Raw genomic sequence first — 15,538 nt, 5'->3', positions numbered from 1 at the left:
ATCAAATGATCATAGTCGTGCCGAGTGCCGAACCACGTCCGCGCGACCATCTCGGACACCACCAGCGGCCCGCTCGTCGTCACCAGGTCACCGCGCGCACCTCCATCACCTCGGCAGAAGGAATCTGAGGGCAAGGAAACGCGAAGCGGTTCCGCGGCAGCCGATGCTCTCCCGGCCCGCTCATCACCCATCGGCTCCTCTCGAGGTGGTCCTGCTCCTTCCAGCGCGAAGGCCTTCGCTCGCTCAGCGTCGCTGATCAGGACATCCGCTTGTCACCGCAAGTGTGTCACTAGTGACACACTTGGAAGCTTATTCAGGGCTCTTGCGGCACTGCTTGCAAATGCGCTTTGACCTGGGGTTTCGTGGCGACGTGACGGGCTCTGACTCCGCGTCACCGTCCACCGACCTCCCCTGAGGACGTGGCATCGATTCTGACGAGTGCCGCGGCGTGCGCGGCCGGCTACTCCGGCGGTCTCAAGTGGAACGAAGAAGGCAAACTCAAGGCGGACATGATGAATCGGCCTGCTCGGTGGGCTGCCGTAACCGTCGAACAAGTCCGGGCGAAGTGCCGCGAACTCGGGATGCAGCGGAACGACGTCGACACGATCGCGGACTTCGCACAGCGCCGGAAGGACGGGCGTCGGTTCAACGTCGGAAGCTCGTACTCGGCCTTTCACTTCGGCGATTAAGTGGCCTCGTGCTGCGGGCTCGGAGGTCTGCTCGTAGAGCGCGGTCGCGATCGGGTGCCCCTAGACTTCTCACATGCCACAGATGGATGCTTTGCAGTTGGCCGCCGGTGCGTACACCGCAGATACCTGGGACCAGAGCAACTGGCGTGAGTTCGGTCGAGAGACGGGCATGAGTGACATCCTTTCTCAGCACTCGCGTCTCTACCGCTCGCAAGATTTTGGAGACGACGACTACCCGGATGCGGCACTCGAGGTGCTCGGGTGGATTCTCACCGAAGCGGGAAATGAGTCTCCGGGCGAAAAGGGTCGCATGGATCTGCTGGCCGATTCGATGCCGGATCTTCCGGAATGGATCGAAGCCAACGCGCCGGCTCGGACCAAGCGATTGTTCCGCGAGTATCTTGCTGCTCGCGATTCTTCCGAGATCCCGGAGCAGTGGCGTTCGAGCGACAACAGTGAGAGCACCGCTCAGAGTACTGGTGCTGCCACGGCGCTGATTGCACCAGAGCCAGCTCCGTGGGAAGACCACGACACCCCCGCTTTGCATGAGGATTCTGACCCGTTCCCGTGGAAACCTGCCGCGCCTTCAGCTTCGGGACCGACGGAATCGGCGTCTTGGGGAACGACGCAGGCCGGGATTGTCTCGCCTGCGAGCGAAGCCGGCCCCGCCTCCGCCGGCGGTCCTTTAGACCCAGTACCCAGCGTGCAGCGCTCGCTCTTCATTGTTCATGGGCACGATGAGGCGGCGATGAACTCGGTGCGCACGTATGTCGCCCGCCATACCGGATCTTTACCAGTGTCGCTCGCGGAGGAGGCCGGACGAGGGCGGACCATCATCGAGAAGTTCGAGGATCATGGAAACGCCGCTTCATACGTGATCGTCCTTCTTACTCCGGACGATGTCGGGCAGACCGTCGGCGCACACCAAGCGGGAGACGAACCCTCGAAGCGAGCTCGACAAAACGTCGTTCTCGAACTCGGCTATTTCATCGGCAAAATTGGTCGTGCAAACGTGATCGTTCTGGATGCATCGGTCGAACGCCCGTCTGATCTTGCGGGGCTAAACTACATCTCTTATCCCGGGCTGAACTGGAAAGACGAACTACGCGAGGAGTTGGTCGCGGCAGGACTCATCAGCTAGCGCCAAGCCATCAGGCACCCCCGGAGTCTGTTCGTACGCGGCGACGTCCGCGGCCCACAGTTCACCGCAGAGGGCGGCGAGGCGTTCAGCGTCGGGTACCGCGACCGGCTCCTCGCCGACATTGCAACGATCCGAGCAGCTCAGTAGCCGATCCCCGCACGGACTCGCTACCGGCACCCCCTGGCGGCGCACCTGCGATCAGAGATCCACCCCTCGGGCCCCAGCAGTAATGGCCCTGGCCTCCACGGCGGATGCCCACGCCCAGAGGCGCCGTGTGGATCCGTCTTCACTCCATTCGACCATGACCGCTCGGCGGGTCCAGGCGAGCGCGAGCCCAGCGACTCGTACCGACGTCGCGGGGTATCGGATCCACGCCCAGACGGGCCGCGGAACACTCGCCCAGGTCGGTCGCTGTCGAGTCTTGTCGAGTTCCTCCTCGGTCAAGCCGAGGGGGGAGCCGCGGTGCGCGCACTCCTCGATTCGACGGTCGATCTGCGCCCCGACGTGGCGCTCGTAGCGGCGATTCTCGTACCCACGAGGAGAGTAGAACATACGTTCGAGTGCTGAAAAGGTCCGGCGGTCTCCTCGCCTCACCCACCCATCATCAGCGCGACGCGGCCGACGCGAGCAGACCTCGACACCGCCGCACTCCCCCGCCGTTTCGGCTCATCCGGCAGCAGCTCCTTGAGGCCGGAGGACCACGCTCGCGTGGTCCTACGGCGAACCCGCGAAGCTCTCTAGAGGGTCGAGGGGGCTTCTTACTCGGTGCGGGGTGTGGCTACGGTGCGCAGGTGGAACATGCCGTCGACGAGCAGGTACGTGCTGCATGCTAAGGGGCCGAGCATGTAGAGCTGGAAGGCACCGAGGATCGCGAGGGTGATCCAGTAGAGCAGCAGGGTGGTGCCGGCGAAAAGGCAGGTGAGCCCCCGCAGGCTCGCGGGCGCTGCGCCGGTCTCATGCTCGACCGTCTCACTGCTGAGCCGGTGACGATTTGTCCTCGATCTGCGACGATCACACGAAAATGTGAGACGATTATCCGATGGATACGGGAAAACGAATCAACGCCGTACATCAAGAGCCGTATAGCTTTGGCCATATCGGCGGCTCCGCTTCAGGGGCTATCGTCCGCCAGGGCGAATCGGGTGCCACTCGAGTCGAGATGGACATTCTGGTCGACGCAATCGCCATAGTGGCCAACTGGCGGAGGCGTTCGCCGTTTCGCTGCCTCGCATTCAGAAAAGAACTCGATAGAATCGAGACGTACCAACTACAGGTCTGGCCGGCAGAGTTGTCGTACCACTGCTCAAACGAGCGCAACAATATGATCGATTCGTATAACGCGCCGACCGATGAATATGTTTCTGGAAACGAACGACGCAAGCTGGCACTCTCTCAACTACTGCCCGAACCCTTAGCGGCACGTCTAGCCTTCCCGCTCAATCTTTCGATTTGGGGACGACCGAGTGATGGATATCGCATAACCGGAGCATCACTCGATGGTAGTAACATTGTGGTTCATCTTCAGCACCAAGCCGATAGCGATGTGAAAGGTTCGATGACAGTCGATACGCAAAAGCGCCTCGTCACCCGGTTCGACACTCCTACCGAGGTGTGTTGGTACGGAAACATCGAACCGGGTGCGAGCCACCCGACTTGATTTTTAGAGCCCAGCCTCCTCGCCGTTCGGGTAAAAGCAACGCTCCTGCTCGCTATCGCATTCGAAGCGAGGGGTTGCTTCACCGACACCGACAACGTGGTTGAAGGAATAGGTCGGCTCGGATACCTCGAGGTTCTCCATCTTCACCGAGTGCGATCCCCCTGTCGTCAGGCCGCCGACGACATAGCCGGTCTGCACGTCATTGCCGCTCATCGTAAAGGCGGCCGAGCTGAGTTCTGTGGGAGGTAGCACGCCATTCTGCCGCTGGCTAGTGACCGTACCGGTCAGAGTCGGACTTCCCTCCGACGGGATAGTGCTGATTCTGCTTTGCGCCGAATTCCAGCCGGGATACACGGTCCAATCGACAATGATGGATCGGGTCCATGTGTCGTTGACTGGGCTATCGACTTGTCCATAGATCACGCACAGGTTGATATCGACCTGCAGTTCGTTAATGATTGTCCGGGTCGGCGGAGCGTCCACGCAATTTACGGCCCGAAGCGCTTGCCCGGAGCTCGAAGTTGTCGATGCCGCAGGAGAGAGCTGCTCGCTGAAAGAATAGGTGGAACCATCGTTGGCGAGAACCTCCACGCTAACAGCTCCCAGGCCGCAAGAGTACTCGATGGATGTTCCAGCAAGTTTGACTCCGTTCTGCTCTACCAGATTGCCGGCGGCTGCAGCACACCAACCTTGGTCGTCAAGCTCCGCAGCGGTGGCGGTCGGAGCGAACGCTACGCCCATAAGCCCGACAGTAAAAAGGCTGGCGGCTACCACTTTCTTGACTCAGTCCATTTTGTTCCCCAATACGTCGATGATTTATCCTTCAGCAGAGGGCCGACAACCCCTCTTGTAACCTCTCATAAGATTTCGATCTCGTCATCATGGAGGCTTATGCAAAATCCGATTGATCGACATGGATTCGTGCGTGTCGCTCACGGTTAACACCGGCTGGTCCGCTGTGCTTGAAGAGCAACCTTCGACAGAAACTCTTCGCAAAGGAACCAGGCGGTGCACACACAGACTACTACGGGAATGACGGCCGAGCACTACGCGATCCTCGCCGAAAGGATCGAGAACGAGTTCGCGTGGAATCGGCGTCGAGGACGGCGACGCACTCTCGCTCGCCGGTCCGGCGAACATGTCAGCCGAGCTTGAAGCGCGCGCCAACGACTACGACCGCGACGCCGCCACCACGGCCAACGGGACTCCCGACGAGCTGCGCGAGCTCGCCGTCGACGCACGCGCTCAGGTGCAGCGATTCCGCAACGACACCCCCGCCGAACGCCAAGACGCCGCTCAGAGCACCAACGGAACATTGGCCGACTCCACCACCCTCGGCGACCGATCCTCGCGCGTCAGGGGCACGGGGCGCCCGCAAGGTCGCCCATGACAGTGCCGAGCGGCGCCAGCCGACCATCCAAGCTCCGTCACCGCACACGGCACACCGCCCAGCGCCGCCGACACGTCGAAGGCGCTGATGAGCACCGTGCCGCAGACGCGCGGCGGCAAGGGCCAGGGCGCCGATCTCAGAGACCTCGGCTGCTAGCCAGCCCTCCGCATCCGAAGACAGGAACCACCATACGAGGCTCCCCGTCTGTGGATGCGCGCACAAGGGTCCAGCCTCATCTCGCTCCAGCCGTGGACCTAGACTTCGTGTAACACCTGCCGATAGAAAGAAGGGCAAAAACTTATGGAGGAATTTGTCGCCCGCCTCGAAAGACTGCGTTCGTGGAATGCTGAAAATTCTTTCGGGGTTATGGCCGCCAGGTCTATGACTGATATGACGGCCGCTAGCCTTGCTTCGGTGGGGTTCGTGGAAAGTCATTATCCCGAGGGCTCGGCCGGTCAAGAAGTGCTAGAATCTGGCGTCGATCCTGAAGCTGTGGACGAGCATGTAGAGCTTCCGGCTAGTCTGACGGTCCTCAATAACAGGATCGAGGAACTTCGAACGAGCGGTGGCTATCAACGCCACTTGTCGCGGCGGCACAATCTGTCGAAGTTCAAAACACATGAAATCGACTCTAAAAGTTGGGGTAACAAGCCAAGGGGTGCGATATGCACGTCGACGGCCAGTGACGATTTCCCTGGCATGTGGTTTGCGTATCTTGCTGCACGGGACACCATAGATGGTGTCGACGCTTGGCACGTGGAGGAGGAACTCGGCCCTCAATTACTAATCGATTCGGCCGTGAAGTGGTGTGATTTCTCGATCCGATTCGCGGAGGACGGTAAGATCCGCTGGCAAAATGTGGCTCATGAATACTCACGAGTGACCTTGACGGCCCTCGCTGTCGCCAGAATCGATTGTTTTGAGTTCTCATATCGCGGCGCGGTCGTGTCGCCTGCGTTCTGGGGGGTGGAGACGACGGTTTGGCTTCGCGAGGGGGGACGCTGCGTTCCGGGGCCGGGTCATCCTGTTCGCCGCGTCGAGCACCGCGCTGCTCCTCTTCGTTGCTTCCTTGGCGGTGCTCGATGCTGAGCGAGATACACCCGGAGCTCTGATCACGACGTTCGACCAGGCGTTGTGGTGGGCGTTCGTCACGATCACCACCGTCGGGTACGGAGACCTCTACCCCGTGACCGGAACGGGGCGGTTCATCGCAGCCGGCATCATGCTGGGCGGCATTGCGATGTCAGCTATTTGCCGTTGGCACGAGCACGTGTACCAAGCAGAAGGGTATGCGCCCGGGGCAACCGGGACGCACACCTTCTGCACGAGTATCAGCAGGTGAGGGCACCGCCGATGATCCCGGCGAGCATGCCGCCGGTCGCAGCAACGACCGCACCAGGACCGGCGATGGCGCCGAGCACGCCGGCGCCGATAGCGTTCGCGACGCCTCGGCCGGAGACGCAGTGACCCCACTCATCCGATCCCCAGTCGCTATTCAGCCGCACGTCTGCCCCGCTCTTTTCCCCCCTCCGCTTGCCGTCGTCAGCGGTGAAGTGGAATGTCACCGTGTCGGAGTCGTCGATCGACCAGGTGCCGCTCACCGTCCGCCCGTGCCCGACGTCGACACTCGTCGGCAGGGCATTCGAGATGGCCTCACCGTCGGAAAGGCCGACACTGCCATCCTGCAGCCGCACTGGCCGAGCTCCCCCACTGACATCGAACGTGACGGTCGACGCGGATCCAGCGGTCACCGTCATTTCGACGTTGCCGACAGAGGAGGTCTGTGCCCCAGACGCGTCCGCAGCGGACGCGGCAGCAACCGGGCCCGCGGTCAGCGCTGCCGCTGCAACGACCACGGCCGTGATCCTCATCCGGAGTTTCATCATCGTTTCCCTTTTCTGTTCATCTCGGGAAGCGCCGCCGTTGGCGGAGGTTCACCACCGCCCACCCGAACAAGAGCACGACTGCGACGACCACGGCGGTGATCACCACGTTCCACGGATCGCCCGCGCCCACAGCGGCCGAGACACCAGCCCCGGCCACCCCCCCTACGAGCGAGACCGCCAGAACTCCCCACGGCGTGAACTTCACCGACATCGGTCCCTGGTTCCCCTGATTGCTCATGTCCGCACACTCCCTCGAGCCGAGAATACCACCTTAGTATGCCGACCTGATCGAGCGACGTCAACACCCAGGGGATAGAGCGCCGAGCATCGGTCAGCTATCCGGGTCAGAAGACGCCCGCGCTCCCCCGACACGACACGCCCGGGGTGCATCGGAGGTGGAGCGTCGGGTGCAGAAGCATAGAAAAACGATGGCACTGAACGCGCGCGTTGCACAGCAAAGGCTAACTGTTTCAGTTCTGTGAAGAATGGCGAGCAATCGGCACGGGCGCACAGTGAAGCAGAGCTCGCACAGTTTGCATGCAGAGCGGATCACGCCTCCCAATACGATCGAGTTTCTACCGAGAAGTTCCTTGCTTATCTCGACCGGGATGCCTCATCGGCAAAGGCTCCCCGCTTAGAAAAAAGACTCCGCCAGACGGTGACTCGGATCGCCAGGTCGTCTCCTCACCCGTCCACCACCCTGGCTCCCGCCGTCGATCGATCGGACCCGCGCGTGGTAGCGCCCGCGCGCCGACCCGTGGGAGGGTCAGGAGCCGAACGAAAGGACGACGATGTCGAACGACCGAGCCCTGCGCGTCGCGATGGTGGGGACCGCCTTCATGGGCCGCACCCACTCGCACGCCTGGCGCACCGCCTCCCGCTTCTTCCCCCTCCCCCTGCGCCCCGAGCTCGCCGTGCTCGTGGGGAGCAACCCCGACTCGACCGCTGAGCGCGCCGAGCGGCTGGGCTGGAGCGAGGCCTCCACGGACTGGCGGGCCGTGATCGCCCGCGACGACATCGACCTCGTCGACATCTGCACCCCCGGCGACACCCACGCCGAGATCGCCATCGCGGCCCTCGAGGCCGGCAAGCACGTGCTCTGTGAGAAGCCGCTCGCCAACTCCGTCGAGGAGGCGGAGCGGATGGTTGCCGCGGCCGCCGCCTCCGGGAAGATCGCGATGTGCGGCTTTAGCTACCGCCGAACCCCCGCGCTCGCCCTCGCCAAGCGCTTCATCGAGGAGGGCCGCCTCGGCGACATCCGCCACGTCCGCGCCCAGTACCTGCAGGACTGGCTCTCCGACTCCGAGGCGCCGCTGACGTGGCGCTTGCAGAAGGAACGCGCCGGCTCGGGCGCTCTCGGCGATATCGGCGCGCACAGCATCGACACCGCCCAGTGGCTGACCGGTCGCGGCATCACCTCCGTGTCAGCGACGCTGCGCACCTTCACCACCGAGCGCCCCGTGCTGAGCGAGCAGGTCGGCCTGGGCGGCCGCGCGGGCGCCGACGCACCCCGCGGTGCCGTGACCGTCGATGACGCCGCAGCCTTCACCGCCACGTTCGAGGGTGGCGCCCTCGGTGTCTTCGAGGCCACCCGCGTTGCCACGGGCCGCCGCAACGCCAATCGCATCGAGGTCAACGGCGAACTCGGCTCGATCGCCTTCGACTTCGAGCGGATGAACGAGCTGGAGTACTACGACGCCCGCGACCCGGAGGAGGCGCAGGGCTTCCGCCGCATCCAGGTCACCGAGCCGGCGCACCCCTACATGGCCGCGTGGTGGCCGACCGGGCACGGGATCGGCTACGAGCACCTCTTCACCCACCAGGTCGTCGACCTGGTCGAGGCGATCGCCGGCGGCACCGCTGTCACGCCCACATTCGCCGACGCTCTCGACGTGCAGCGGGTCCTCGACGCCGTCACCACCAGCGCCGCCGCCGCCTCAGTAGCCACGCCCGTTCCGCGCTGACGACAGGAGCTCATGTCCAGCCCGAGACTCACTTCGCGGTGAGGCGCTCGGTGAGGTCGTCGGCCCAGGCCTTCGCGAGTGCGCTGATGTCGGCGTCGGACGGCGAGGTCGGGCCGTCGATCCGGTTCTCGTCGCGGGCGAGGAAGGCCGTGCGGACGTCGGCGATAGCGGGGTCGGATGTCGTGAACCAGTGCAGGGCGGCGGCGGAGGCGTTCTCGGCTCGCCCACCGAAGCGGGCGTCGAGGAACTGCCGGTACCTCGTGTGGTATCCGTCGGAGTAGTAGCGGCGCACCGCCGACGCGACCGATGCCGCGCTTCCCGCCGTCTGCAAGCCGAGAACGCAGCCGTCGACGTCCGCCTGGTGGGCGCCGCCGTCGAACCTTCCGCTGCGGCCGATCGTGGCCCGGCCGAACTGGTACGGATCCGGCCGCTGACCTGCATTCCGCGTGCGCAGGAACTGCACGAGAATCCGCGTGAGGTCACCGGCCCACCCCAGCAGATCGCCGGCGGTCGAGGTACCCGGATCGGCGGGTACACCGTAGCGGCGGGCGCCGGTCATCGCCAGGGCCAGGCGCTCGACGGGCATGAAGGTGGACACCTCCGGGCCGATGGTGTGGAAGACGCGCTCGTGCTTCTCGCTCTCCACAACCGAGACGAAGTCGCGATTCACGGGACCGGCGACACGCTCCCACAGCCCGTCCACGTAGCAGGGGGTGCGCAAGAACTGGAGCAGCAGGTCGTCGGCTCCGACTCCGCCGGTGGACTGAGCGAAGCCCGCGGCTCGACTGGAGAGCCAGTCCGCGTAGTCGGGGAAGGTCTGCGCGGGATCGAAGGACTCGGCTCCCGGATCGCGGCCGGAGGCGATGTTCTTATCGATCTCCATCGCGTCGGAGCCCGATCCGAGTGTCAGCGACTTCACCTGGTCGAAGGCCCAGCCCTGCGGGAGCGGGAAGCCGAGGTTGCCGCTGTACCCGGTGGACATTCCGCTGATGAAGCCCAGGCTCGCGAGGCCCTTCTCACGCACGATCCGACAGGTGTTGCGGGCGCCGTAGATCCCCACCGAGAAAGGACTGCTCACGCTGGCAAGGCCGTCCTTCACTCCCTGGAAATGGGGCACGACAGCACTGTTCACCTCGGTTTCGAGCACGTCGACATCGACAGCGAAATAGATCGTCACGCCGACCTTGAAGCCGTAACTGCGGGCTGCAGCATGGGCTTTCTGGCCGGCCGCGAATCCGCGCGCGTACGAGAAGTCCTCGACGGTGTCCCCTCCCTCCTGGAAGATCGGGAAGACGCGCAGACCGGCTCCGGTGATGACGTCGAGTTCGCCGGGCTGGATCTTCTTGTCGCGGTAGTCGGAGACGGGCGTGTTCGAGAGGTAGCGCCCGATGATTCGGTAGCCGTTCTCGGTGAGCAGGCGCGCACGGGCCGTGGTGACGTGATCGGAACTGCAATCGGCCGCGATCGCGCCCTGCTTCGCGGTCCGCTCCGGATCGCCGGAGCTCACGAAGAGCGAGCACCACGTCGCGTAGTCGGCGTTCCCGGACGCGGGTAGCGCCGCGAACTCCTGGAACGCTCGCACCGCGGCGACCACGGCCGGGCTGTACGAGCCGTCGTAGGGTCCGTCGGTGTAGTAGCCGTTGCCGATCAGGACCGCCTGGAGGAGATGGATCAGGTATCGGGAGGAGTCGACGGTGCCCGGCGTCGTCGACCCGGCGGCGTCCTTGAGCTTCGCCCGCGTCATCGGGCCGAATTCGCCATTGGCCACTCCATCGCCAATCCCCACTTCGAACTGGAGCGCGAAGATCAGGCCCTGCCGCAGTCCGCGCGAGGCCGTGCCGTCGCAGGGGAGGACGAAGAAATCGGCGTGGTCGATGTACCGCTTGTTCAGCGACTGCTGAATGCTGCGGGTCAGCGACGAGCCGCCGGAAGCGAGGGCATAAGAGTCCATCGTGAGCAGGCTCTTCATGATCTTCGGGGTGACGTCCGCCGCCGCAGCGAACCCCATGTCGGTGCGCAGGCTCGCTATCGCCGACGAGGTCTTCTGGTCGAGCTTCTTCCACTGCGTTCCACCCCAGTACCCCTTGCACCAGAGTGCGCACTGGAGGAGCGCGACGATGTTCTTGTTCGTCGTCCCATCAGTGATCGAGGGGTATTTGCTGGTGAGCGCCGCGAGCGTCGCCGAGCCGAAGCTGTCCGAGTGCTCGGACATTCCCAACTCGATCTGAAGCGCCCGCGTCAGAGCGAACATCGTGCTCCAGCCGCTCGTCCCCGTCTCGGGCGCGGGCGAGAAGCCGTCGACTCCCCGATAGGTGGAATTGACCCACTGCTGCGATTTCAAGACCCATTCATCCGACATTGCTCTCCCTCTCAGACTGTTCCCGTGGTGACGCCGCCGACCTGCGGCGAGCCGGAGCACGTGAGATCCGTCACGCCGTACCGTCCCGTCGCCCGAGCCCCCGCGGGGCCGGAGAACACGGCCGACGCGTAGACGACGCTCGCCACCGTCGGCACCGGATTCGCGGGCGACGTCGAGACAGCGACGTCAAGGGACGCTCCCGCGTCAATAGCCCGGTTCAGCGTGATGCGGAGGGTCCGACGCTCACCGGTCGCCGACTCGGCGACATCGAGAGCGGAGGAGTCCCAGGGGACGAGAGCGTTCGGTCTCCCCGAACCGTCGTCGCCCTGCAGCTGCGCCGGGACCGGAGTGACGCCGGCCACGCTGCACGCGGCGATCACCCGCGCGTCGAGGTCGACGGTGAGAACGGAGCCGGCGGGCACGGCAGCCGGGCCGACGCTCGTGCAGCGGATCGATCGCGGGACGCGGTATGTGCTCCTCGAATCGGGACCCCCGACGGTGCCCCAGGAGGCGTCCAGTTCGACGCCCCACGCCGCTGCTGCCGCGGGCGCTTCGTCGGCACTCCATTCGACGCTGGCGAGCACCGCGCCCGCCTCGTCCTGAATCGTCACAGAGATGGGCAGCGGAGCGTCGATGTTCTCCTCCGGGTACGCGTCCCGTGTTGTGAGCGGCACGCCGACGCAGAGCAGAGGCGACGAGTCGCCGTCGGAGAGGTCGGGAACCGAGTAGGAGACGCTTGAGCGATTCGGCGGCTGCTGCTGCGAGCGCTCGGTCGGGCAGGACTCGTAGTGGTCGCCGTGCGAGACGACCACGCTCTCCATCGCGCTGAACAGCCGGCTGTCGTACTCGACGACGACCCGGAACGCGCTCGGCCTGCTGAGCCGCACCTGCTCGGACAGCGAGTACGCGACCGACCGGCGCTTGGCGAAGTCGGCGCTCGGGAACGAGAGAGTCGTCACCTCCCCCGGCTCGATCGTCGCGGCGAGAGCGGGCGGAGCGGAGGCAGTGGCGGCTGCGGCGGGATCGGCCACCGCGACCGCCAGGACGACGGGCGCGCTACTGATGGCGGTGACGAGGAGTTGTCGTCGACTGAAGAACACGGGGGACGGTCCTCTCGGATCGCGCCGCCTCCTCGTCCAGGACCTGCGGGGAGCGCGGGTAGGCTCCACACTGGTCACCGAATCGATGACGCCCATGTGAACTATCCCCATCGATTCTCAGAGTCACCACCGGGCAAGGCCCGGCGGAGCTCCCTCCTGGTCGGCGCAGAGCCCGACTCGCGCGATAATGCGCCTATGAGCAAGAAGATCGACGCGGCGCACCGCGCACTGGTAAAAGCCCTCGATAAGCACGCCCGACTCGTCTCGGACACGTCGTCGAAGCCGCGGAAGGTCGAGCGGGCAGGAGCCGAACTCCGCGCCGCGACGAAAGCGTACGCCGCGCTCGTCTCGGCGCGCACCGGAACCGCGAGCCCCTTCGCCGATCTCGCCGACCCGCGCCTGGACAAGCCGACCATCGCGTCGCTCCGGGCCGAGCGGGACGCGATCGCGACGCGGATCGCCAAGCACGAGGCCTCGACGAGCGAAGACGGCTCGCTCGCGGGCTGAGCGAGCGGCACGGCGACTCCGAGTCGCCGTGTTACGGACGGGTTTCGCGCGGCGGGGACCACCTTCATAAGGTGATCACGCTCTCCACGGAAGGACCCTCCACAGCCATGACCCTGCGCACCCGACTCCTCGTGAGCTCTGCGATCGCCGCCTCCGCCGCCCTCCTCCTCGCCGGCTGCTCCGGCGCGCGCGGCGGCGACGACACCGTCCGCATCGGCGTGGTCGGGGCGAGCGACCCCTACTGGGCCACCTACCAGAAGGCCGCGGCCGACGCCGGGATCGACGTCGAGATCGTCGACTTCAGCGACTACAACCAGCCCAACCCGGCGCTCACCGAGGGCGAGATCGACCTCAACCAGTTCCAGCACATCGCCTACCTGGCGCAGTACAACGCCGCGGCCGGCGCCGACCTGGTGCCGATCGGCGCGACCGCGATCTACCCGCTCGGCCTGTACTCCTCGCAGTACGACGACGTCGCCGACATCCCCGCCGGCTCCACCATCGCGATCCCCAATGACGAGACCAACCAGGCCCGCGCACTGCTCGTGCTGCAGTCGGCCGGACTCGTGACGCTCACGAACGGCGGCGGAGTGCTCTCGAACGTCGACGACGTGGAGCCCTCCTCGAAGGTCACGGTCACCGCGCTCGAAGCCTCGCTGACCGCCACATCGCTCCCGGATGTGGCCGCCGCGGTCATCACCAACGACTTCATCCAGAACGCGGGCCTGAAGGCCGAGGACGCGATCGCGCAGGACGACCCCCGCGACCCCGCCTCCGTGCTCTACACGAACATCTTCGCCGCCCGCGCCGACGACGCGGAGAACCCGACCTACACCACGCTGGTGTCGATCTATCAGGACAGCCAGGACGTGCTCGACGGCGTCTCGAAGCAGTCCGGCGGCACGGCAGTCTTCCTCAAGACCGCACGCAGCGAGCTGACGACCTCGCTCGAGTCCGCCGAGAAGGACATCACTGCCGCTTCGTGACCCCGGCTCCCCGCGGGATCCCGCCGGTCGACACTCCTTCAGCGAGTCGACCGGCGCGATCCCGCGTTCGCCTGCAACAGAAAGGGCACCTCGTGCCGCTGATACGGATGACCGACGTGCGCAAGGTGTACCCCGGCAGCGGGCGCCGCGCGGTCCCGACTGCGGCCGTGGACGGAGTGAGCCTCGAGATCGAGGCGGGCGACGTTTACGGCGTGATCGGCTACTCCGGCGCCGGCAAGAGCACACTCGCCCGGTTGATCAATGCCCTCGAGCCCGCCACCAGCGGGAGCATCGAGATTGACGGCCGCGAGACGGTCGGGCTGCCCGAGCGGGAGCTGCGCCGCCTCCGGCTCGGGATCGGCATGGTCTTCCAGCAGTTCAACCTGTTCGGCTCGAAGACAGTGCGCCAGAACGTTGCGTACCCGCTGCAGGTCGCGGGCGTGCCGAGAGCGGAGCAGCGCTCGCGCGTGGACGAGATGCTCCACTTCGTCGGGCTGAGCGAGAAGGCGCGCAGTCATCCGGAGCAGCTCTCCGGCGGACAGAAGCAGCGCGTCGGAATCGCCCGCGCCCTCGCCGCCTCCCCGCGGATCCTGCTGGCCGACGAGGCCACCAGCGCACTCGACCCGGACACCACCGGCGAGGTGCTGGCCCTGCTCCGCCGCATCAACGAGGAGCTGGGCGTCACCATCGTCGTGATCACCCACGAGATGGACGTGGTGCGCCGACTCGCCACGAAGGTCGCGGTGATGGAGTCGGGTCGCATCGTGGAGCGCGGACCCGTCTTCGACGTGTTCTCGGCCCCCCGCGAGCCGGTCACCCGCCGCTTCGTCTCCACCGTCGTCCGCTCTGTGCCCTCGCCCGCGGAGGCGGCGGTGCTGCGCGCGCGCCACCGCGGCCGACTCGTCACGCTCTCGTTCTCGGACGACTCCGCCTCGCAGGGCGACGTCTTCGCCGAGGTCGCAGCGGCCGGCGTGCCGCTGGAGCTGGTCTACGGAGGCATCACCGACGTGCGCGGGCGAGCCTTCGGCCACCTCACCGTCGCCCTCGACGCGCCGGACGACGACATCGATCCCCTCCTCGCCCGCCTCGGCGGACGCGTCGCCCTCACGGAGGTGCCCCGATGAACGACCTGATCGCGCTCCTGCCCAAGCTCCGCGACGCCACCGGCGAGACGCTGTACATCGTCGCGCTGAGCCTGGTCTTCGGCGGGCTCGGCGGCCTGCTGATCGGCCTGGGCCTCGCGCTCACCCGCGCCGGCGCGCTCTACGCGAACCGGGTGCTGCACGGGCTGCTCAACGTGATCGTGAATGTGTTCCGCCCGATCCCGTTCATCATCTTCATCGCCGCGGCCCAGCCGCTGGCCCGGCTCGTGGTCGGCACCGGCATCGGCCCGGATGCGATCGTGTTCACCCTGTCGCTCGGTGCGGCGTTCGGCATCGGCCGCATCGTGGAGCAGAACCTGCTGACCGTGCAGCCCGGCGTCATCGAGGCGGCGCGCTCGGTCGGGGCGAGCCGGTTCCGCATCGTGCGGACGGTGCTGCTGCCGGAGGCACTCGGCCCGCTGATCCTGGGCTACACGTTCGTGGTCGTGGCCGTCATCGACATGTCGGCGGTGGCCGGCGCCATCGGCGCGGGCGGGCTGGGCGACTTCGCCATTCAGTACGGCTACCGCCAGTTCGAGCCGGTCGTCACCTGGGCCGCGGTACTCGTGATCGTCCTCATCGTCCAGCTCGTCCAACTCCTCGGCAACACCCTGGCCCGCCACATCCTCCGCCGCTGACCCCCCGCCCCCGCCCCCCTCCCCCCCGCCCAAGCGCAGACCATCCCCCCCAGAACAACAGCAGCCGCCGCCGAGGGGA

At 65.8% G+C, this 15,538-nt stretch carries 16 protein-coding genes; 11 read left to right on the top strand and 5 right to left on the bottom strand.

Features of this window, described 5'->3' with window-relative positions:
* Positions 1-419 precede the first annotated feature (419 nt).
* The 3 genes from C5D07_RS04565 (at position 420) to C5D07_RS15250 (ending at position 3,487) form a co-directional block, all read left to right on the top strand.
* Positions 420-689: a hypothetical protein gene (locus tag C5D07_RS04565; RefSeq protein WP_211286330.1), complete on the top strand. Its 270-nt coding sequence runs from the start codon at positions 420-422 to the stop codon at positions 687-689.
* Between the two features lie 73 nt (positions 690-762).
* The gene (locus C5D07_RS04560; RefSeq protein WP_170063506.1) at positions 763-1,830 is read left to right on the top strand and encodes a TIR domain-containing protein; all 1,068 of its coding nucleotides are present in this window, start codon (positions 763-765) and stop codon (positions 1,828-1,830) included.
* Between the two features lie 1,039 nt (positions 1,831-2,869).
* Positions 2,870-3,487 (top strand): hypothetical protein, encoded by a 618-nt coding sequence (locus C5D07_RS15250; protein WP_146076791.1) that lies wholly within the window; start codon positions 2,870-2,872, stop codon positions 3,485-3,487.
* Between the two features lie 3 nt (positions 3,488-3,490).
* On the opposite strand, the gene C5D07_RS15245 is transcribed toward C5D07_RS15250, so the two are convergent.
* Positions 3,491-4,261 (bottom strand): hypothetical protein, encoded by a 771-nt coding sequence (locus C5D07_RS15245; protein ID WP_146079785.1) that lies wholly within the window; start codon positions 4,259-4,261, stop codon positions 3,491-3,493.
* Positions 4,262-4,625: 364 nt separating this feature from the next.
* On the opposite strand from C5D07_RS15245, the gene C5D07_RS04550 reads away from it, so the two are divergent.
* The 3 genes from C5D07_RS04550 to C5D07_RS16050 all read left to right on the top strand — a co-directional run bounded on the left by C5D07_RS04550 (position 4,626) and on the right by C5D07_RS16050 (position 6,219).
* Entirely contained in the window at positions 4,626-4,877 is a 252-nt protein-coding gene (locus tag C5D07_RS04550; RefSeq protein ID WP_068256175.1) for a hypothetical protein, read from the top strand.
* A 300-nt stretch (positions 4,878-5,177) separates the two neighbouring features.
* Positions 5,178-5,966 (top strand): hypothetical protein, encoded by a 789-nt coding sequence (locus tag C5D07_RS16055; RefSeq protein ID WP_249028169.1) that lies wholly within the window; start codon positions 5,178-5,180, stop codon positions 5,964-5,966.
* On the top strand, positions 5,953-6,219 hold the full coding sequence (locus C5D07_RS16050; protein ID WP_249028170.1) for a potassium channel family protein: 267 nt from the start codon (positions 5,953-5,955) through the stop codon (positions 6,217-6,219). Before C5D07_RS16055 ends, C5D07_RS16050 begins: the two co-directional genes overlap by 14 nt.
* Here C5D07_RS16050 and C5D07_RS04540 read toward each other — a convergent pair.
* Positions 6,209-6,748: a hypothetical protein gene (locus C5D07_RS04540; RefSeq protein WP_104258787.1), complete on the bottom strand. Its 540-nt coding sequence runs from the start codon at positions 6,746-6,748 to the stop codon at positions 6,209-6,211. The two genes, C5D07_RS16050 and C5D07_RS04540, sit on opposite strands and share 11 nt — an antisense overlap.
* 31 nt (positions 6,749-6,779) lie before the next feature.
* Positions 6,780-7,001, bottom strand: coding sequence for a hypothetical protein (locus tag C5D07_RS04535; protein WP_068256186.1), 222 nt, complete (start codon positions 6,999-7,001; stop codon positions 6,780-6,782).
* Between the two features lie 553 nt (positions 7,002-7,554).
* Here C5D07_RS04535 and C5D07_RS04530 point away from each other — a divergent pair.
* Entirely contained in the window at positions 7,555-8,727 is a 1,173-nt protein-coding gene (locus C5D07_RS04530) for a Gfo/Idh/MocA family protein (RefSeq protein ID WP_104258786.1), read from the top strand.
* Between the two features lie 28 nt (positions 8,728-8,755).
* Here C5D07_RS04530 and C5D07_RS04525 read toward each other — a convergent pair whose 3' ends face one another.
* A complete protein-coding gene (locus C5D07_RS04525) occupies positions 8,756-11,068 on the bottom strand; it encodes a glycoside hydrolase domain-containing protein (RefSeq protein ID WP_170063505.1) in 2,313 nt (770 codons plus the stop codon).
* A gap of 29 nt (positions 11,069-11,097) precedes the next feature.
* Positions 11,098-12,186 (bottom strand): hypothetical protein, encoded by a 1,089-nt coding sequence (locus tag C5D07_RS04520; protein ID WP_104258784.1) that lies wholly within the window; start codon positions 12,184-12,186, stop codon positions 11,098-11,100.
* A 195-nt stretch (positions 12,187-12,381) separates the two neighbouring features.
* On the opposite strand from C5D07_RS04520, the gene C5D07_RS04515 reads away from it, so the two are divergent.
* The 4 genes from C5D07_RS04515 (at position 12,382) to C5D07_RS04500 (ending at position 15,459) form a co-directional block, all read left to right on the top strand.
* Entirely contained in the window at positions 12,382-12,693 is a 312-nt protein-coding gene (locus C5D07_RS04515; RefSeq protein WP_068256197.1) for a hypothetical protein, read from the top strand.
* A gap of 107 nt (positions 12,694-12,800) precedes the next feature.
* Positions 12,801-13,679 carry a MetQ/NlpA family ABC transporter substrate-binding protein gene (locus tag C5D07_RS04510; RefSeq protein ID WP_104258783.1) on the top strand — a complete coding sequence of 293 codons (879 nt, stop codon included), beginning with the start codon at positions 12,801-12,803 and terminating at the stop codon, positions 13,677-13,679.
* A gap of 107 nt (positions 13,680-13,786) precedes the next feature.
* The gene (locus C5D07_RS04505; RefSeq protein ID WP_104258782.1) at positions 13,787-14,803 is read left to right on the top strand and encodes a methionine ABC transporter ATP-binding protein; all 1,017 of its coding nucleotides are present in this window, start codon (positions 13,787-13,789) and stop codon (positions 14,801-14,803) included.
* Complete coding sequence (locus tag C5D07_RS04500; RefSeq protein ID WP_104258781.1) at positions 14,800-15,459, top strand: methionine ABC transporter permease; 660 nt, start codon at positions 14,800-14,802, stop codon at positions 15,457-15,459. The genes C5D07_RS04505 and C5D07_RS04500 overlap by 4 nt, the downstream gene beginning before the upstream one ends.
* Positions 15,460-15,538: the final 79 nt, after the last annotated feature.

This window comes from Rathayibacter tritici, from assembly GCF_002932875.1.
Classification (GTDB): domain Bacteria; phylum Actinomycetota; class Actinomycetes; order Actinomycetales; family Microbacteriaceae; genus Rathayibacter; species Rathayibacter tritici.
The sequence above is the reverse complement of the archived record's forward strand: the minus strand, read 5'-3'. Positions and strand labels throughout refer to the sequence as shown.

Coding starts and splice junctions, on each gene's coding strand:
- C5D07_RS04530 (WP_104258786.1), top strand. CDS start 7,555: ATGTCGAACGACCGAGCCCTGCGCGTCGCGATGGTGGGGACCGCCTTC.
- C5D07_RS04540 (WP_104258787.1), bottom strand. CDS start 6,748: ATGAGGATCACGGCCGTGGTCGTTGCAGCGGCAGCGCTGACCGCGGGC.
- C5D07_RS04560 (WP_170063506.1), top strand. CDS start 763: ATGCCACAGATGGATGCTTTGCAGTTGGCCGCCGGTGCGTACACCGCA.
- C5D07_RS04550 (WP_068256175.1), top strand. CDS start 4,626: ATGTCAGCCGAGCTTGAAGCGCGCGCCAACGACTACGACCGCGACGCC.
- C5D07_RS04505 (WP_104258782.1), top strand. CDS start 13,787: ATGACCGACGTGCGCAAGGTGTACCCCGGCAGCGGGCGCCGCGCGGTC.
- C5D07_RS16055 (WP_249028169.1), top strand. CDS start 5,178: ATGGAGGAATTTGTCGCCCGCCTCGAAAGACTGCGTTCGTGGAATGCT.
- C5D07_RS04510 (WP_104258783.1), top strand. CDS start 12,801: ATGACCCTGCGCACCCGACTCCTCGTGAGCTCTGCGATCGCCGCCTCC.
- C5D07_RS04500 (WP_104258781.1), top strand. CDS start 14,800: ATGAACGACCTGATCGCGCTCCTGCCCAAGCTCCGCGACGCCACCGGC.
- C5D07_RS04535 (WP_068256186.1), bottom strand. CDS start 7,001: ATGAGCAATCAGGGGAACCAGGGACCGATGTCGGTGAAGTTCACGCCG.
- C5D07_RS04515 (WP_068256197.1), top strand. CDS start 12,382: ATGAGCAAGAAGATCGACGCGGCGCACCGCGCACTGGTAAAAGCCCTC.
- C5D07_RS15250 (WP_146076791.1), top strand. CDS start 2,870: ATGGATACGGGAAAACGAATCAACGCCGTACATCAAGAGCCGTATAGC.